The sequence below is a fragment of the Streptomyces sp. 11x1 genome (genome assembly GCF_032598905.1).
Taxonomy (GTDB): domain Bacteria; phylum Actinomycetota; class Actinomycetes; order Streptomycetales; family Streptomycetaceae; genus Streptomyces.
The window spans coordinates 7,980,111-7,997,191 of the sequence record NZ_CP122458.1; the positions used below are offsets into that span (position 1 = coordinate 7,980,111).

Genomic DNA, 17,081 nt, shown 5'->3' on the forward strand with positions numbered 1-17,081 from the left:
TCTAGGCGCTCAGCGCCTGCCGGCTGCGGAGCAGGGAGGCCAGCGCCGCCGCGAACTCCACCGGCTCCACCGGCAGGGTCACCGCCGCGTCCGCCCGGCTCCACGTGGCGAGCCACGCATCCTGCGGCCGCCCGATGAGCACCAGCGCCGGCGGGCAGGCGACTGGAACCTCGACTGGAAGAACTGGCGCGAGGGCAGCGCCCTGGTGGGCGGCACGGAGGAAGTCCCCGGGCCTCAGGTGCAGGCTCGCCTGAGGCCCGAGTCCGTGTAGGCGAGATCTAGGCGCTCAGCGCCTGCCGGCTGCGGAGCAGGGAGGCCAGCGCCGCCGCGAACTCCACCGGCTCCACCGGCAGGGTCACCGCCGCGTCCGCCCGGCTCCACGTGGCGAGCCACGCATCCTGCGGCCGCCCGATGAGCACCAGCGCCGGCGGGCACTCGAAGATCTCGTCCTTGATCTGCCGGCAGACCCCCATGCCCCCCATGGGCACGGCCTCGCCGTCGAGGACACAGACGTCGATCCCGCCCCTGTCCAGCTCCTTGATGACGGCGGCGGGGGTCGCACACTCGATGAACTCCACGGCCGGCACGTCCGGAGCGGGGCGGCGCCCGGTCGCGAGCCGCACCTGCTCCCGGGTGTTGGAGTCGTCGCTGTAGACCAGCACCGTGGCGGTCGGCTGCATTGTTCCTCCGTGACGTCAGCGTCTTAAGGACAGGGCCCGATGCGCGGATGCTACTCCCTCGAACCCCACGTCAGCACCGGTACGGAAGGGAGCAACACTCCGAACGGCACCCCCCGGAGTGAGGGCGGGATAAGCGACCGACATAATGTCGGTCGTGGCGACAGCAACGACAGTAGAAACCGGGCACGCGCACCCGTCGGTCAACCGGCCGAACCTCACCAGCGTCGGAACCATCATCTGGTTGAGTTCCGAGCTGATGTTCTTCGCGGCCCTCTTCGCGATGTACTTCACCCTGCGATCGGTGACCGGTCCGGAGTTCTGGTCGGAGAAGGCCGACACCCTGAACTTCCCGTTCTCGGCGACGAACACCACGATCCTGGTGCTCTCCTCCCTCACCTGCCAGCTCGGCGTGTTCGCCGCCGAGCGCGGGGATGTGAAGAAGCTCCGGATGTGGTTCATCGTCACGTTCGTGATGGGTGCGATCTTCATCGGCGGTCAGGTCTTCGAGTACACCGAGCTGGTCAAGCACGAGGGCCTGTCGCTCTCGTCCGACCCGTACGGCTCGGTCTTCTACCTGACCACCGGCTTCCACGGCCTGCACGTGACGGGCGGTCTCATCGCCTTCCTGCTGGTCCTCGGACGCACCTACGCGGCCAAGAGGTTCACCCACGAGCAGGCGACCGCGGCCATCGTCGTGTCCTACTACTGGCACTTCGTCGATGTCGTCTGGATCGGCCTCTTCGCCACGATCTACATGATCAAGTAGATCGGCGGCCGGGCCGGGCGACTGACGCGCCCGCCTCGCACCGAGAACGACCCTTCCAGAAGCACCGACGCAGAAGATCCTGACACCGGGGTAATCCGTGAAAAAGCTCTCCGCACGACGACGCCATCCGCTGGCGGCGCTCGTCGTCCTAACCATCGCGCTGGCGGCCTGCGCGGGGCTGTACACCGCCTTCGCGCCCGCGGACAAGGCGGTGGCCGAAGAAACCGCGCAGACCCTCACCATCGAGGAGGGCAAGAAGCTCTACGCCGTCGGCTGCGCGAGTTGCCACGGCACTGGCGGTCAGGGCACCTCCGACGGTCCCAGCCTCGTGGGTGTGGGCGCGGCGGCCGTCGACTTCCAGGTGGGCACCGGCCGTATGCCGGCCCAGCAGCCGGGCGCGCAGGTCCCGAAGAAGCCGGTCGTCTACTCGCAGGCCGAGATCGACCAGCTCGCGGCGTACATCGCCTCCCTGGGCGCCGGCCCGGAGATCCCGACCGAGAACGAGTACGACCCCGAGGGCGCGGACATCGCCGAGGGCGGCGAACTCTTCCGGACCAACTGCGCTCAGTGCCACAACTTCACCGGCAAGGGTGGTGCGCTGTCCGAGGGCAAGTACGCGCCGTCCCTTGAGGGTGTCGACCCGAAGCACATCTACGAGGCCATGCAGACGGGCCCGCAGAACATGCCGTCCTTCCCCGACACCACGCTGTCGGAGGAGAACAAGAAGGACATCATCGCGTACCTCGACGCGGTCAACAGCGACGACACCGTGGAGCCCGGTGGCCTCAGCCTCGGCGGGCTCGGCCCGGTCAGCGAAGGCCTCTTCGGCTGGGTGTTCGGGCTCGGCTCGCTGATCGCCGTCGCCGTGTGGGTCGCCGCTCGGACCGCAAAGGCCAAGAAGTCATGAGTAGCCAAAAGATTCCAGAAGAGAACCTGCCCGTAGAGCAGGACGACGCGCATGGCGCGGTCGCGGTCGCGGACGAGGAGAACCCCTTCGCGGACCCGGGCCTGCCGCCCCACCAGCACCGGGTCCAGGACATCGACGAGCGGGCCGCCAAGCGGTCCGAGCGCACGGTCGCCCTGCTGTTCACGGTGTCGATGCTGTCGACTGTCGGCTTCATCGCGTCCTACGTGGCGATCCCCGTCGACAAGGCGATCTACGTCTGGCCGATCGGGCACATCAGCGCGCTGAACTTCGCGCTGGGGCTCACCCTCGGGCTGGCCCTGTTCTGCATCGGAGCGGGCGCGGTCCACTGGGCCCGCACGCTGATGTCGGACGTGGAGATCGCCGACGAGCGTCACCCGATCGAGGCCGCCCCCGAGGTCAAGGCCAAGGTGTTGGCCGACTTCAAGCAGGGTGCCAAGGAGTCCGCGCTCGGCCGGCGCAAGCTGATCCGCAACACGATGTTCGGCGCGCTGGCCCTGTTCCCGCTCTCCGGCGTCGTCCTGCTGCGCGACCTCGGTCCGCTGCCGGGCACCAAGCTGCGGCACACCCAGTGGGCCAAGGGCAAGAAGCTCATCAACATGAACACCATGGAGCCGCTGCGTCCCTCCGACGTCGCGGTCGGGTCGCTGACCTTCGCCATGCCGGAAGGCCTGGACGAGCACGACCACGACTTCCAGAAGAACATCGCCAAGGACGCCCTGATGATCGTTCGGATCCAGCCGAACGACATCAAGGACAAGCAGTCACTGGAGTGGTCGCACGAGGGCATCCTCGCGTACTCGAAGATCTGTACCCACGTGGGGTGCCCGATCTCCCTGTACGAGCAGCAGACGCACCACGCCCTCTGCCCCTGCCACCAGTCCACCTTCGACCTCGCCGATGGCGCCCGAGTGATCTTCGGTCCTGCGGGGCACGCCCTGCCGCAGCTGCACATCACCGTCGGTGAAGACGGCTACCTCGAAGCCGTGAGCGACTTCGACGAGCCCGTCGGCCCTGCCTTCTGGGAGCGCGGATGAGCACCACGACCAGCACCGAAGCGCGCGACCCGCGCGGCAAGGCACCGGCCGGCGAGCGCGTCGCTGACTGGGCCGACGGCAGGCTCGGGATCTACTCCCTGGCCAAGGCCAACATGCGCAAGATCTTCCCCGACCACTGGTCGTTCATGTTGGGCGAGATCTGCCTGTACAGCTTCATCATCATCATCCTCACGGGTGTGTACCTGACCCTGTTCTTCCACCCGTCGATGAACGAGGTGGAGTACCACGGCAGCTACGTCCCGCTGCAGGGCCAGCTGATGTCCGAGGCGTTCAACTCGACCATGCACATCTCCTTCGAGGTGCGCGGTGGTCTGCTGATCCGGCAGATCCACCACTGGGCGGCTCTGATCTTCCTCGCCGGCATGTTCGTGCACATGATGCGTGTGTTCTTCACGGGCGCGTTCCGCAAGCCGCGTGAGGTCAACTGGCTGTTCGGCTTCCTGCTGTTCGTCCTCGGCATGTTCACCGGCTTCACCGGTTACTCGCTCCCGGACGACCTGCTTTCCGGCACCGGTGTCCGCTTCATGGAGGGCGCTGTCCTGTCCGTGCCGATCGTCGGCACGTACCTGTCGTTCTTCCTCTTCGGCGGGGAGTTCCCCGGCGGCGACTTCGTGGCCCGCTTCTACTCGGTCCACATCCTGCTGCTGCCGGGCATCATGCTCGGCCTCGTGGTGGCTCACCTGATCCTGGTCTTCTACCACAAGCACACCCAGTTCGCGGGCCCCGGAAAGACGAACAACAACGTCGTCGGCATGCCGCTGCTCCCTGTGTACATGGCGAAGGCCGGCGGTTTCTTCTTCCTGGTCTTCGGTGTCATCGCGGCCATCTCGGCGATCGCCACGATCAACCCGATCTGGAGCATCGGCCCCTACCGTCCGGACCAGGTGTCGACCGGCGCCCAGCCCGACTGGTACATGGGCTTCTCCGAGGGTCTGATCCGTGTCATGCCGGGCTGGGAGATCAACTTCTGGGGTCACACGCTCGTCCTGGGCGTGTTCATTCCGCTGGTCATCTTCCCGCTGGTGCTGGCCGCGATCGCGGTCTACCCCTTCATCGAGTCCTGGGTCACCGGCGACAAGCGTGAGCACCACATCCTGGACCGCCCGCGCAACGCGCCGACACGGACCGGTTTCGGTGTCGCCTGGATCACCTGGTACATGGTCCTGCTGATCGGTGGTGGAAACGACCTCTGGGCGACCCACTTCCACCTGTCGATCAACGCCATCACCTGGTTCGTCCGGATCGCGTTCTTCGTGGCCCCGGTCCTCGCGTTCATCATCACCAAGCGCATCTGCCTCGGCCTGCAGCGCCGCGACAAGGACAAGATCCTGCACGGTCGCGAGACCGGCATCATCAAGCGCCTGCCGCACGGTGAGTTCATCGAGGTCCACGAGCCGCTCAGCCAGGAGCAGCTGCACACGCTCACGGCGCACGAGCAGTACAAGCCGGCCGAGCTCGGTCCCGCGGTCGACGAGAACGGTGTCGCCCGCAAGGTGTCGCGCCTGGAGAAGGTCCGCGTCAAGCTGAACCGGGGCTACTACGGCGAGGACAGCCAGATCGCCAAGCCCACCGTCGAGGAGTACAAGGAGATCACGAGCGGCCACGGCCACCACTGATCGCTTCGCTTCGCCACACACGGTCGAAGGGCCCCCGTCCGATCTTCGGACGGGGGCCCTTCGCCGTGCCCCGACCTGGATAGGGTGGGCGTATCAGTGATTTCGCGGTCCGCGTGGCACCCCCTGCCCGCGGCTACGACACCCAGGAGCGGCTATGAGCGCTGTGACCCCCGCTGGAGGCGACACCGCGGCGGGCCGTTCCTGGCCCGCCGTGCTGAACGCGCTGCTGTCCGGGCACGACCAGGACGCCGGTGCCACGTTCTGGGCGATGGACCAGATCATGCGCGGTGAGGCGACGGACGCGCAGATCGCCGGGTTCGTGGTCGCGCTGCGGGCCAAGGGGGAGACCGTCGAGGAGATCACCGGTCTCGTCGAGGCGCTGTACGAGCACGCCAAGGTGATCGAGGTGTCCGGGAGGACCGTCGACATCGTCGGTACGGGCGGGGACGGTGCCAAGACGGTCAACATCTCCACGATGTCGTCGATCGTCGTCGCCGGTACGGGCGCGAAGGTCGTCAAGCACGGCAACCGGGCCGCGTCGTCGGCGTCCGGGGCGTCCGACGTGCTGGAGAAACTGGGCGTCAATCTGGAGCTGACGCCGCAGCGGGTCGCCGAGGTCGCCGAGGAGGCCGGGATCACCTTCTGCTTCGCGGTGAAGTTCCATCCGGCGCTGCGCCATGTGGCCGCCACGCGGGGGCAGTTGGGCATCAGGACCGTCTTCAACGCGCTCGGTCCGCTGGCCAATCCGGCGAAGGTGCGGGCCCAGGCGGTCGGTGTGGCCGACCCCCGGATGGCGCCGATCATGGCCGGTGTCTTCGCCGAGCGCGGCAACTCCTCGCTGGTCTTCCGCGGGGACGACGGGCTGGACGAGCTGACGACCACGGCGACGTCGCGGGTATGGGTCGTGCGGGACGGCAAGGTGACCGAGGAGGGCTTCGACCCGCGTGACGTGGGGTTGGAGCTGGTACCGGTGGAGGCGCTGCGGGGGGCCGACGCGTCCTACAACGCGGATGTCGCGCGGCGGTTGCTGGCCGGGGAGACGGGGCCCGTGCGGGATGCGGTGCTGCTGAACTCGGCTGCGGCGCTGGTGGCGTTGGAGCCGACGTCCGGGCCGCTGGCGGAGCAGTTGCGGGGCGGGATGGAGAAGGCGGCGGAGTCGATCGATTCCGGGTCGGCGCGGCGGGTCCTCGAGCGGTGGGTTGCCGCCACGAACAGGTAGTCGGTCGGGTGCGGGTGGGTGGGTGCTGGTCGCGCAGTTCCCCGCGCCCCTGAAAGACCAGGCCCTGCGGGCCTGAAAGCGGCGGGGCTGCGGGTCTGGAAGCGGCGTGGCTCGATGAAAAGCACGGGGCGCAGCCCCGGCTTTTCAGGGGCGCGGGGAACTGCGCGAGAAGCCCCACCGACCCGCACCCGCCGACGAATCCGCACCCCCGAGTCATGAGGCGCCCCATCGCGCCATCCGGACACGAGTTGCGGCGCGACGATCACCTCACGTAGGTTCTGATTCAGGTCATGAGTGACAGCCCATAGCCCCGGCTGGCTGTCCGGCAACCCTCCGTCCGTGGCGGGGTGCCCCGGGTGAAGACCGGGTCGTAGGCAGCGAGGTCTACGGCAAGCGCGGTTTCGAGGGAGTCTCCCGTGAGCAAGCGAATGCGATAGGGCCGCCGAGCCCCGCCTCCGCGCACCCCTTTCTCTTCTTCTCTTCCTCCGTATGCCTTCTTTCGGCATGCCTCCTCACGGGAGTACCCCCATGTCTGTCTCCATCCTTGCCGCCGACCAGTCCGTTTGTGCCCCACTGCCCGTTCTGGGCCGGGATGTCACCGTCCCGCTCGTCACCGGCGGCGAGGTCACCTACGCCGCGCTCGACTACGCGGCCAGCGCCCCGGCCCTGCAACGCGTCTGGGACGACGTGGTGGCGTACGCGCCCTACTACGGCAGCGTCCACCGCGGCGCCGGCTACCTCTCCCAGCTGTCGACCGACCTCTTCGAGAACGCCCGCAGGACCGTCGCGGAGTTCCTCGACTGCCGCGCCGACGACCAGCTGATCTTCACCCGTTCGACGACGGAATCGCTGAACCTGCTGGCCCAGGCGCTCCCCGCCGACTGCCAGGTCTTCGTCTTCGAGACCGAGCACCACGCCTCGCTGCTGCCCTGGCGGAACGCGCGGGTCACCTACCTGGACGCGCCCCGCACGCCGAGGGAGGCCGTCGCCACCCTGGACGCCGCCCTCGCCGACCGCGACCCGCACGGGCCCGCGCTGGTCTGCGTCACCGGCGCCTCCAACGTCACCGGTGAGATCTGGCCGGTGCGGGAGCTGGCCGCCGCCGCGCACGCGCACGGCGCGCGGATCGTCCTCGACGCCGCCCAGCTGGCCCCCCACCACCCCCTCTCCGTGCAGGAGTTGGACGTGGACTGGGTCGCCTTCTCCGGCCACAAGCTGTACGCGCCCTTCGGTTCGGGGGTCCTCGCCGGCCGCGCCGACTGGTTGCGCGCGGCGGACCCGTACCTCGCGGGCGGCGGCGCCAGCCGCAAGGTGACCCGGCGCACCGACGGCGGTGTGGACGTCGAGTGGCACGAGACCGCCGCCCGGCACGAGGCCGGTTCGCCCAACGTCATCGGCGCCTATTCCATCGCCTCCGCCTGCAAGGCGCTCACCGAGGCCGGGTTCGACACCCTGGTCGCCCGTGAGCGGCACCTGATCGACACCGTGCGCGCCGGGCTCGCCGAGGTGCCCGAGGTGCGGATCCTCTCGCTCTTCGGGGACGACGCCCCGCGCGTCGGCGTCATCTCCTTCGTCGTCGAGGGCTGGAACAGCTCCCACTTCGCCGCCGCCCTCTCCGCCGAGTACGGCATCGGCGTACGCGACGGCCTCTTCTGCGCCCACCCCCTCGTCCGTACCCTCCTCGGCAGCGACCCGCAGACCCAGGGCGAGTGCGGCGCCCCAGAGGCCGCGCCCGGCGAGCGCTCCCTGAACGCGATCCGGGTGAGCTTCGGCGCGGGCACCCCCGACGAGCACGTGGAGCGGTTCCTGGGCGCGGTGAAGGAGCTCGTACTGGACGGCGCGCAGTGGAACTACCGTACAGAGGACGGGCGTTGCGTTCCGGCCGTCTGAAGGTCGGCCGTCCGGTCGCCCGCCGTCACCCGTGCGCCCAGGACGATCATCCGCAGGGCCCGTTCCGTGGCGTCGGCGAGGAGTTCGCTCGCGCGGAGTACGGCCTCCGCGAGGGCGAGGGCGAGGGCGAGGACCGGGCGGCCGTGCAGCTTGGCACGCCGGGCGACCTCGGCGGTGATGATCAGTTCGGCGCGGGCGCCCAGGGCGGCCAGTCCGACCCCGGGACCGCCGGAGGCACCGGTGCCGGGGCCGTGCCGGAGATCGATCCCGCCATCGGCGTCGGGCAGGTCGCGGGCCAGGGCGTACGCCCAGCTCTCCAGAGCCGTGGGCAGCCCGCGGACGGCTCCTCGGCCTGCTCCGGCGTCGACCCCTTCTGCGAGCCGAAGACCCGGGCCACACCCCGCTCGCCGCACAGCACGTTGAGTGGGCGTCTCGGGGCGGCTCCGCGGGTGCTCAGCCGTCCAGACCGATGGCGAACGCGGCCTCCAGGTCGTGCTGCGAATACGTCCGGAACGCCACATGCGTGTCGGTGCCCAGCACACCCGGGATCTTGCTGATGGACCCGGGGATCACATCGGCCAGGTCGTCGTGGGCCTTCACCCGGACCATGGCGACCAGGTCGTAGGTACCGGTCACCGAGAACACCTCGCTCACGGATTCGAGGGCGGCGATCGACTCCGCGATCTCCGGGATCCGGTCCACGCTGGTCTTGATGAGCACGATCGCGGTGATCACGGCTGTTTCTCTCCCTCGGGGGCCGGAGCTGGGACGTCCGACGGAACATCCACGGGCGCTTTCACTCTAGCCCCACGCCCGTAGCGCCCCCACGCGTAGGCGAACCCCAGTCCGAACCCCACCAGGTGTGCCAGATAGGCGACCCCCGGCCCCGAGGTCTGCCGGCCCGCGGCCAGCCACTGCAGGCTCACCCAGAACGGCAGGGTGACCCACGCCGGGAACCGCAGCGGAAGAAAGAAGAGGAAGGGCAGGAGGCTCGTCACCCGCGCCCTGGGGAACAGGAACAGAAACGCGCCGAGGACCGCGGAGATCGCCCCCGACGCGCCGACCAGCGACTGCGGGGACCCGGCGTGCGCCACCGCGTACGCCACCAGCGCGACATAGCCGCAGCCCACGTAGAAGAGGGCGAACTCCACATGGCCCATGCGCTCCTCGGCCATCGCCCCGAAGACGAAGAGGAAGAGCATGTTGCCGAGGAGATGCAGCCAGCTGCCGTGGACGAAGAGCGCCGTGAGGGGCGTGAGCGCCGCGCGCCCGGTGCCGTGGAACAGCTCGACCGGGACGACACCCCAGCGCCGGAAGTACGCCCGCTGCGCGGCGAGCAGCTCGTCCCCGGTGCCGTACACGGGGTTGAGGCCCGCCGCCGGTCCGATCAGGAAGAGCGCACAGCACACGGCGATCAGCCCGTACGTCACCGGCGCCGACTCGTTTCGTACGGCCCGGGCGGCCGAGGTGCTCCACTTGCCGATCATGAGCAGAGCATGACGTAACGGGACCCACCCGCACAGACCGCCTCGCCGCCGGCGGCGATCGGCCCCGCCCCCGCGGGCAATCCGCGGCGCCACCGCAGGCGAACAGGCGTCCAGGACCGGTCAGGCCGTAGGGTTACGAGCCACACGCACCGGGACGCCGGTGCTACACGGAGACGGAAGAAGGAAGAGCAGCCACGATGACGGTTCCCCTGCCGACGGACACCACCCGCTGGCGCTGCACGCTCTGTGGCAACCTCACGAGGTTCGACGTGACCCGCTCGTCGAAGGTCGTCGAGTACGTTCACCTCGATCTCGCCGGGAAGCCCGAGGTCGAGGAGCGCAACGTGGTCAGTGAGACCATCGAGTCGGTCCGTTGCCGCTGGTGCAACGCCGTGGACCAGGTGGAACTCGTCGACAGGCCGGGCGCCGGCTCCTGAGGATGGGGGTCCCCCCGCCCCGGCGACGCCGGGAGCGGGGGACGGCCCCGCGAAGAGATGGGGTGTGACGGATGGTGGAGAGCTCAGGCGGGGGGCCGGGCGACGGCGCCGCTGAGGTGCTCGACCGTCCGCTGCCCGAGGGCGTCCGCAAGCGCGTCGTGCAGATCGTCTCCGACGGGTTCGGCGGACTGACCGTCGCCGAACTGCCCGCCCAGCTCAGACAGTACGCCCGGTTCGCCCCGAACCGCCGGGTCAAGTTCGCCGGGAACGCCATGGCGGCCGCCGTGGAGAGCGACACGCTCTTCAGACAGCGGATCGGGGAGCGGTTCCGGGAGGCCCATCCGGAGCTGGCCGGCGCCCTCGACACGGGCGCGCCGCCCCCGGCCGCGGATCCGTTGGACGTGGCGGCCGCGGCCTATGTGCTGCGCCCCACGGGCTGGGTGAAGCTGGTCGCCGCCGCTGGTGAGGAGGCGCTGCGGGCCGACGCCGAGCGCGCCGACGAGGAGAGTCGGGCCGAGCTGGAGCGGCTGCGCGAGCAGCTCGCCGAGGCCCGCGGCCACACGAGGACCGAGACGGAACGGCTGCGCGCGGAGCTGGAATCGGCCAAGAAGGACGCCGACTCGCTGCACCGCAAGCTCCGGGCCGCCCTCAGCGACGTCAAGCGCGGCGAGGCCGCCCTGCGCAAGCTGCACGCCGAGATGGAGACCCTGCGCGCCGAGAGCCACGCCCAGGTGTCGGCAGCCGAGAGCGAGACCCGGCGGCTCAAGGCCCGGCTCGGCGAGGCGGAGGCCGCCCTGGAGGCCACCCGGCGGGCCGCCCGCGAGGGCCGCAGCGTCGAGGACATGCGGGTACGGCTGCTGCTGGACACCGTGCTGGACGCGGCCCAGGGCCTCAGGCGTGAACTGGCGCTGCCCCCGGTCTCCGTACGGCCCGCCGAGACCGTCGACGCGGTCGAGCCGGGCCGGATGACCCCGAAGGACATCGCCGCCCGCGCGCTGTCGGAGAACGACCCGGCGATCCTGGACCAGTTGCTGGCGCTGCCGCAGGCGCACCTCGTCGTCGACGGCTACAACGTCACCAAGACCGGCTATCCGCAGATGCCGCTGGAGAAGCAGCGGCTGCGGCTCCTCGGCCAGCTCTCCCAGCTCGCCGCGCAGACCGGAGCCGAGGTGACCTGTGTCTTCGACGGGGCTGAGCTGGCCGCGCCGGTGCTGCTCGCGCCGCCGCGCGGCGTGCGGGTGCTGTTCTCCAAACCGGGTGTCACCGCCGACGAGTTGATCCGCCAGTTGGTGCGCGCCGAACCCCCCGGCCGGCCGGTCATCGTCGTCTCCACCGACCGCGAGGTGGCCGACGGGATCGCCAAGGCGGGGGCCCGGCCGGTCGCCTCCGCGGTGCTCCTCAAGCGCCTTTCCTGACCATTCGATGCCGTGCGCCCCAAGCGCAACGTACGGGCGCTATGACCGAATTGACGGAACTGTTGCGCAACGTAGCGTCAACCGAGCGCTACGGGGTGTGTGTTGAGTGTAAATTGTGCGCCCTGGGGCGGGATTTTTCCTGTGGGGGATTTGAAGTGATCACCGTTGGGTCACTAGGGTCTGGGCTCAAACCTCTGAACGGGTGATCGTCGCCGGAGTCCCCGCCGGTCGGTCGCTCACATGAAGGAGTTCACCTACCGTGGCGTCCCACCGTCGACCCAAGCAGCCGAGCCGTACGCGTGTGACCGTGCTCACCACCGCTGCCGCCGCTGCCGTGGCCCTGACCTCGCAGGCCGCCAACGCCGCCCCCGGCGAGAAGCCGAGCAAGGACGACGTCCAGGCCAAGGTCCACAAGCTCTACGAGGATGCCGGGCGGGCCACCGACAAGCTCAACGGAGCCGAGGAGAAGCAGGAGAAGCTCGAAAAAGAGATCTCCACGATCCAGGACAACGTCGCCAAGGGGCAGGAGGAGCTCAACGAGCTCCGTGAGGGCATAGGCCTGGCGGCCAGCGCCCAGTACCGCTCGGGTGGCATCGACTCCTCGATCCAGCTCTTCCTCTCCGCCGACCCGGACGACTACCTGGACAAGGCCGCCACGCTCGACCAGCTGACCGGTCAGCAGGTCGAGGCACTCAAGAAGATCCAGGAGAAGCAGCGCACGCTCGCGCAGCAGCGCCAGGAGGCCACGGAGAAGCTGGAGGACCTCGCGGACACCCGCGAGACCCTGGCGGACAAGAAGAAGGAAGTCCAGAGCAAGCTGGCCGCCGCGCAGAAGCTCCTCAACACCCTGACGGCCGAGGAGAAGGCCGCCCTGGACGAGCAGGAGACCCGCGCCAGCCGCGACGCCGGGGACCGCGTCGAACTCGGCAACGAGGCGCCCGCCTCCAGCTACGGCGCCGCCGCCCTCGCCGCCGCCGACACCCAGGTCGGCAAGCCGTACGTCTCCGGTGGCAGCGGCCCCAACTCCTACGACTGCTCCGGGCTGACCCAGTGGGCCTACGCCCAGGCCGGTGTCTCGATCAGCCGGACCACGTACACGCAGCAGAACGACGGCACGAAGATCGGCCGCGACCAGCTCACGCCGGGCGACCTGGTGTTCTTCAACGACCTCGGACACGTCGGCCTCTACGCGGGCAACGGCATGGTCCTGCACGCCCCCTACCCGGGCAAGGTCGTCCGCTACGAGTCGATGGGCACCATCGGCAGCTTCCAGTTCGGTGTCCGCGTCGTCGGCTGACACCCGCTCCGCCTCGAACGGGGCCGACCGTCACACAACGTGACGGTCGGCCCCGTTCTGCTTCAAGATCAGGACACAGAGCCGCCCGAACGGGCGAATTCCCGCACCTCGTGCTGACCCCTTCCCCCGCCGGTGACCTGGGCCCCAGGCCGGACGTCACGCTGCGTTGCCGCGGAGGTCTTTGGCTGGGAGACCGTCACGCGGCTACTGTCGGCCGCGCTTCCCTCACCCGCCGTGAGCGAACCCCTCCGCGGGGCGACTTCCGGCCCGGGGAGTGCCCTGTCCACCGTCGAAGGGAGTGCGGCTTCCCGTGGTGTCCCACAGTCGCCTTGTACCGTCCGGATTCGACCGGGGCGCTGCCGCCGCCCTCGGTGCGCTGTCCGCCGCTGCCGCCGCCCTCGGCGCCATCCCCGTCCAGCAGGCCGCCGCCGCGCCGCACGACACCACCCGCGCCGAAGTGGACCGGTTGTACGAGGAGGCCGAGAAAGCCACCGAGGCGTACAACAAGGCCGACGAGCGCGCCGACGAGCTGCGTGAGCAGGTCGGCACCGCACAGGACTCGATCGCCCGGCAGCAGGACCGCATCAACACCATGCGGGAGGCGCTGGGTTCGCTCGCCGGGGCCCAGTACCGCTCCGGCGTCCTCGGCCCCTCGATCGCCCTGCTGTTCTCCGAGAACCCCGACGACTACCTCGACCGGGCGTCCGCCCTGGACCGCATCAGCGCCCAGCAGGCGGGCGAACTCCACGACCTCCAGCAGGCCATGCGCGAGCTCGACCAGAACCGCGCGGAGGCCGGCGGCAAGCTGACCGAGCTGGAGAAGAGCCGCAAGGCCGTCGCCCAGCACAAGCGGACCGTGGAGGGCAAGCTCGCGGCCGCCCGGCAGCTGCTCAACTCCCTCCCGGACGAGGAGCGCGCCGAGTACGAACGCGCCTCCCGCTCCACCGCCTCGGGCCGCACCGACATGCCCGGCCCCGCCGGCGCCGTCGCCCCCAACGGCCGCGCGGCCGCCGCCGTCGCCGCGGCCCGCTCGGCCCTCGGCAAGCCGTACGTGTGGGGGGCCGCCGGTCCCGACGGCTTCGACTGCTCCGGGCTCATGGTCTGGTCGTACGGCCAGGCGGGCGTCGGCCTGCCGCGCACCTCGCAGGCCCAGCGGTACGCCGGCACCCAGGTCCCGCTCTCCCAGGCCCGGCCCGGCGACCTGGTCACCTACCGGCCCGACGCCAGCCATGTCGGCATGTACGTCGGCAACGGGCAGGTCATCCACGCCCCCTACCCGGGCGCCCCGGTCCGCTACGACCCCGTCGGCATGATGCCGATCGCCTCGGTCACACGCCCCTGAGCGCCGCTCCGGTCCCCGGCCGCCCTGGGGCGACGGCGGCCGGGAGCCGCACGTCGCGACGGCAGTCGCCCCCGCCGCCGTACCCGGGCCGGCGGGACCGGCCGACCCTGCCGTACGGCGCCTGGGTCCCCGTACGATCGGGAACGTGGCTGGTCGAAGGCGCGCGACGCGTTCCCGGTCCGGGTCGGGGGTCCGGCACGGGCTCCCGGGACGCGGAGGCGTTCCCTCGGCGGTCGCCCTCGCCCTCGCCGTCCTCGTCGGCTGCGGCGGCGACGCGGAACCCGACGCCGCCCGCGCCGACGTCGAGCGGATGCTCGACCGGCGGGCCACGGCGGTCCTGGAACGGGACGGCGCGGCCTACCGAGCCACCGAGGCGCCGACCTCCCCAGTCGCCGGTCAACTGGCCACCGGGGCAGCCGAGTTCGCCAACCTCCGGCGCCTTCCGCTGTCCTCGTGGTCCTACGACCTCAACTCCTTCGGCCGCTCCGGCGACCGGGCCACCGCCGAGGCGGCCCTGCGCTACCGGATCCGCGGCTACGACGAGTCGCCCGTCACCGCCGTACGGACCCTGACCCTCGTCCGGGACGACGACGGGGCGTGGCGGGTGGCCGCCGACGAGCCCTCGAGGAAGGGCACCGAACAGCTCTGGGAACAGGGGCGGATCGTCGCGGTACGCGGGGAGCGGAGCCTCGTGCTGGGGGTCGGGCGGTCGGCGGACGCCCTGCGGGGGTACGCGGCGCTGGCGGACCGGGCCGTGCCCGCCGTGACGGAGGCGTGGGGGGAGGACTGGGCGCGGCGGGTCGTGGTCGTCGTACCGGAGTCGCTGGACGAGATGGCGGGGCTGTTGGGGGCGCCCGCGGCCGGGTACCGGGGGATCGCGGCGGTCACCACCGCGGAATCGGGAGGTTCGGCGAAGGCGCCGGCGGACCGGATCGTGGTCAATCCCGACGCGTACGCGGTCCTCGGTGACTTCGGCAAGCAGGTCGTCCTCACCCACGAGACGACCCATGTCGCCACGCGCGCCCACACCAACGCCGCGACGCCGCTGTGGCTCTCCGAGGGCTATGCGGACTGGGTCGGCTACCGGGGCACGGGGCGCGCGGCGTCCGATGTGGCGCCCGAGCTGCAGCGGGCGGCGGGGGAGGGGCGGTTGCCTGCGGCGCTCCCCGCCGACGAGGACTTCGGCTTCGCCGACGACTCCGGGAAGCTCGCGCAGGCCTACGAGAGCGGGTGGCTGGCGTGCCGTCTGATCGCCGACCGGTGGGGTGAGATGCGGTTGGACGAGTTCTACCGGGCGGTGGGTGCGCATGGGGAGCGGGAGGGGGCGGTGGAGGGGGCGCTGGAGGAGGTGCTGGGGACGACGGTGGAGGGGTTCACAGGGGAGTGGAGGGAGTATGCGCGGGCGCAGCTGGGGGGAGGGTGAGGGGTGGGGGAGGGCGGTTGGGGGGGCGCGTTGCCGGGTGCGGGTCCGGTGGGGCTTCTCGCGCAGTTCCCCGCGCCCCTGAGAAGCACGGGCTGCGCCCCGTGCCTTTCATCCCGCGGCGTCTCTTCCAGGCCCGCAGGGGCCTGTTCCTTTAGGGGCGCGGGGAACTGCGCGACCAGTCCCCACCCACCCGCACCCGACAACGAACCTTCCGCACCCCGACCAACGCTCAGGAACTCAGCGGCTCCCTCGTACGAGTGGCCCGGCCCGGGTGGGGCTCAGGGGCAGCCCCGCGCACCGTGTCCTGCCACAGCACGCACGCGGAGCGCACCGCAGCCAGGATCAGCAGCCCGTTGCGGACGAACAGGAGCGTCACCCCCAGCCAGTCGCTCGCCACGACATGGCCGAACCAGATCGGGAACTCCAGCACGGTCACGAAGGACGCCACCAGGACCATGCCCCCCGGCAGCCCCATACGGCTCGCCCGGAAGCAGAGACAGGCGGCGGCCAGCCCCACCAGCCACACCATGTACTGCGGGCTGATCACCCGACTCGTGGCCGTGAACATCAGCACCCCCACGAACGCCGCGTCCGCGAGCGTGTGCGGCGCGAACCGCCGAGCCCGCACCCGCCACAGCAACAGCCACGCGAACGCCACCCCGCTGAGCAGCAGGGCCGCATCGCTGACGACGTCGACGTGCGGGCCGAGGAACTCCACCGAGCCGTAGTTGAGCAGCACCTCCCCGTCCCAGCCGAACTGCCGGGCCACATGGAAGACCAGGGCGCCCAACGACTCCACCTCGGTGCCCCGGTCGCGCTGGAAGGTCAGGAAGGCGAAGGCGCCGGGCATGGCCAGGGCCAGGCCGGCCGCCAGCGTGAGGCCGGTGGCCGCCGCCCAGACCCATGCGGCACGGCGACGGGCACCCAGGAGCAGCAGCGCCGGCCACACCTTGAGCAGGGCCGCGAAGGCCGTCAGCGCCCCCATCGCGCGCGGATGGCGGCTGCCGGCCAGGAGGGCCGCGACCGCCACCGCCGTCACCATCACGTCGTACCGGGCGTACGCGGTCGGACCGAGCAGGGGCAGGCCCACCACCCACACCCGGGCGCCGCGCCGGCTCCTGCCGGGACGCGCGCCCGCGTGGAGGAGCAGGGCGAGGACCGCCAGGTCGGCGAGGAAGGCGAGGACGAAGAAGGCCGACGCGTAGTCCAGGAAGGGCAGCAGCGCGGGGGAGAGGATCGCGAGGGCGGCGGCGGGCGGGTACTGCCAGGTGACGTCGTTGTGCGGATACGTGCCCGTGCGCAGGGTCTCGTACCAGCCCTGGTAGATCACCGAGACGTCGCCGGTGACGTCCGGCCCGGGAAACACGAACACCTTGAAGACGAACAGCAGCAGGAGCAGCCGGGTCGCGCCCCAGAGTGTGAGCAGCCCGACCGGGAGCCGTCGAGAGCCCGTCATGTCCATCCGCACCACGTGAGTCCCTGTCCCTGTCGTCCGCGCACCGGTTCGTCGGTGAGGGACATGATCC

At 70.7% G+C, this 17,081-nt stretch carries 16 protein-coding genes, 1 pseudogene and 1 riboswitch; of the genes and pseudogenes, 11 read left to right on the forward strand and 6 right to left on the reverse strand.

Annotated features, from left to right (window positions below; genetic code table 11):
- Window position 1: 1 nt before the first annotated feature.
- Window positions 2–142 carry a hypothetical protein gene (locus P8T65_RS34990; RefSeq protein ID WP_316729170.1) on the reverse strand — a complete coding sequence of 47 codons (141 nt, stop codon included), beginning with the start codon at window positions 140–142 and terminating at the stop codon, window positions 2–4.
- Between the two features lie 136 nt (window positions 143–278).
- Entirely contained in the window at window positions 279–680 is a 402-nt protein-coding gene (locus tag P8T65_RS34995; RefSeq protein WP_184895104.1) for a hypothetical protein, read from the reverse strand.
- Between the two features lie 145 nt (window positions 681–825).
- Here P8T65_RS34995 and P8T65_RS35000 point away from each other — a divergent pair, with 145 nt between their 5' ends.
- From P8T65_RS35000 to P8T65_RS35025, 6 genes are all read left to right on the forward strand, one after another.
- Complete coding sequence (locus tag P8T65_RS35000; RefSeq protein ID WP_033528179.1) at window positions 826–1,446, forward strand: heme-copper oxidase subunit III; 621 nt, start codon at window positions 826–828, stop codon at window positions 1,444–1,446.
- 97 nt (window positions 1,447–1,543) lie between these two features.
- Window positions 1,544–2,353 carry a c-type cytochrome gene (locus tag P8T65_RS35005; RefSeq protein ID WP_220649383.1) on the forward strand — a complete coding sequence of 270 codons (810 nt, stop codon included), beginning with the start codon at window positions 1,544–1,546 and terminating at the stop codon, window positions 2,351–2,353.
- Window positions 2,350–3,408: a Rieske 2Fe-2S domain-containing protein gene (locus P8T65_RS35010; RefSeq protein WP_316729171.1), complete on the forward strand. Its 1,059-nt coding sequence runs from the start codon at window positions 2,350–2,352 to the stop codon at window positions 3,406–3,408. The genes P8T65_RS35005 and P8T65_RS35010 overlap by 4 nt, the downstream gene beginning before the upstream one ends.
- Entirely contained in the window at window positions 3,405–5,045 is a 1,641-nt protein-coding gene (locus P8T65_RS35015) for a cytochrome bc complex cytochrome b subunit (RefSeq protein ID WP_316729172.1), read from the forward strand. The genes P8T65_RS35010 and P8T65_RS35015 overlap by 4 nt, the downstream gene beginning before the upstream one ends.
- 154 nt (window positions 5,046–5,199) lie before the next feature.
- On the forward strand, window positions 5,200–6,264 hold the full coding sequence (trpD, locus tag P8T65_RS35020; protein WP_316729173.1) for an anthranilate phosphoribosyltransferase: 1,065 nt from the start codon (window positions 5,200–5,202) through the stop codon (window positions 6,262–6,264).
- Window positions 6,265–6,550: 286 nt separating this feature from the next.
- Window positions 6,551–6,666: riboswitch (SAM riboswitch) on the forward strand.
- A 126-nt stretch (window positions 6,667–6,792) separates the two neighbouring features.
- Window positions 6,793–8,154: an aminotransferase class V-fold PLP-dependent enzyme gene (locus P8T65_RS35025; protein WP_316729174.1), complete on the forward strand. Its 1,362-nt coding sequence runs from the start codon at window positions 6,793–6,795 to the stop codon at window positions 8,152–8,154.
- On the opposite strand, the pseudogene P8T65_RS35030 reads toward P8T65_RS35025, so the two are convergent.
- The 3 genes and pseudogenes from P8T65_RS35030 to P8T65_RS35040 form a co-directional block, all read right to left on the reverse strand.
- Window positions 8,115–8,644 (reverse strand): annotated as a pseudogene (locus tag P8T65_RS35030) (glycerate kinase); the annotation flags it as partial. The gene P8T65_RS35025 and the pseudogene P8T65_RS35030 sit on opposite strands and share 40 nt — an antisense overlap.
- Window positions 8,608–8,889 (reverse strand): Lrp/AsnC family transcriptional regulator, encoded by a 282-nt coding sequence (locus P8T65_RS35035; RefSeq protein ID WP_033528170.1) that lies wholly within the window; start codon window positions 8,887–8,889, stop codon window positions 8,608–8,610. The gene P8T65_RS35035 and the pseudogene P8T65_RS35030, both read right to left, overlap by 37 nt.
- Window positions 8,886–9,641: a rhomboid family intramembrane serine protease gene (locus tag P8T65_RS35040; protein ID WP_316729175.1), complete on the reverse strand. Its 756-nt coding sequence runs from the start codon at window positions 9,639–9,641 to the stop codon at window positions 8,886–8,888. Before P8T65_RS35040 ends, P8T65_RS35035 begins: the two co-directional genes overlap by 4 nt.
- Window positions 9,642–9,838: 197 nt before the next feature.
- Between P8T65_RS35040 and P8T65_RS35045 the strand changes: the two genes are divergently transcribed.
- The 5 genes from P8T65_RS35045 (at window position 9,839) to P8T65_RS35065 (ending at window position 15,555) form a co-directional block, all read left to right on the forward strand.
- Entirely contained in the window at window positions 9,839–10,078 is a 240-nt protein-coding gene (locus P8T65_RS35045) for a hypothetical protein (RefSeq protein WP_033528168.1), read from the forward strand.
- 71 nt (window positions 10,079–10,149) lie between these two features.
- On the forward strand, window positions 10,150–11,493 hold the full coding sequence (locus tag P8T65_RS35050) for an NYN domain-containing protein (RefSeq protein WP_184895112.1): 1,344 nt from the start codon (window positions 10,150–10,152) through the stop codon (window positions 11,491–11,493).
- A gap of 259 nt (window positions 11,494–11,752) precedes the next feature.
- A complete protein-coding gene (locus P8T65_RS35055; protein ID WP_316729176.1) occupies window positions 11,753–12,790 on the forward strand; it encodes an NlpC/P60 family protein in 1,038 nt (345 codons plus the stop codon).
- Between the two features lie 310 nt (window positions 12,791–13,100).
- Window positions 13,101–14,132 carry an NlpC/P60 family protein gene (locus tag P8T65_RS35060; RefSeq protein WP_316729177.1) on the forward strand — a complete coding sequence of 344 codons (1,032 nt, stop codon included), beginning with the start codon at window positions 13,101–13,103 and terminating at the stop codon, window positions 14,130–14,132.
- 145 nt (window positions 14,133–14,277) lie between these two features.
- A complete protein-coding gene (locus P8T65_RS35065) occupies window positions 14,278–15,555 on the forward strand; it encodes a hypothetical protein (protein WP_316729178.1) in 1,278 nt (425 codons plus the stop codon).
- A 229-nt stretch (window positions 15,556–15,784) separates the two neighbouring features.
- On the opposite strand, the gene P8T65_RS35070 is transcribed toward P8T65_RS35065, so the two are convergent.
- Complete coding sequence (locus P8T65_RS35070) at window positions 15,785–17,017, reverse strand: glycosyltransferase 87 family protein (protein WP_316729179.1); 1,233 nt, start codon at window positions 17,015–17,017, stop codon at window positions 15,785–15,787.
- Window positions 17,018–17,081: the final 64 nt, after the last annotated feature.

What these genes read in the sequence shown, in the direction of transcription:
- P8T65_RS34995 (WP_184895104.1), bottom strand. Translation starts at nt 680, where the DNA reads ATGCAGCCGACCGCCACGGTGCTGGTCTACAGCGACGACTCCAACACC.
- P8T65_RS35025 (WP_316729174.1), top strand. Translation starts at nt 6,793, where the DNA reads ATGTCTGTCTCCATCCTTGCCGCCGACCAGTCCGTTTGTGCCCCACTG.
- P8T65_RS35045 (WP_033528168.1), top strand. Translation starts at nt 9,839, where the DNA reads ATGACGGTTCCCCTGCCGACGGACACCACCCGCTGGCGCTGCACGCTC.
- P8T65_RS35070 (WP_316729179.1), bottom strand. Translation starts at nt 17,017, where the DNA reads ATGGACATGACGGGCTCTCGACGGCTCCCGGTCGGGCTGCTCACACTC.
- P8T65_RS35050 (WP_184895112.1), top strand. Translation starts at nt 10,150, where the DNA reads ATGGTGGAGAGCTCAGGCGGGGGGCCGGGCGACGGCGCCGCTGAGGTG.
- trpD (WP_316729173.1), top strand. Translation starts at nt 5,200, where the DNA reads ATGAGCGCTGTGACCCCCGCTGGAGGCGACACCGCGGCGGGCCGTTCC.
- P8T65_RS35000 (WP_033528179.1), top strand. Translation starts at nt 826, where the DNA reads ATGTCGGTCGTGGCGACAGCAACGACAGTAGAAACCGGGCACGCGCAC.
- P8T65_RS35010 (WP_316729171.1), top strand. Translation starts at nt 2,350, where the DNA reads ATGAGTAGCCAAAAGATTCCAGAAGAGAACCTGCCCGTAGAGCAGGAC.
- P8T65_RS35040 (WP_316729175.1), bottom strand. Translation starts at nt 9,641, where the DNA reads ATGATCGGCAAGTGGAGCACCTCGGCCGCCCGGGCCGTACGAAACGAG.
- P8T65_RS35015 (WP_316729172.1), top strand. Translation starts at nt 3,405, where the DNA reads ATGAGCACCACGACCAGCACCGAAGCGCGCGACCCGCGCGGCAAGGCA.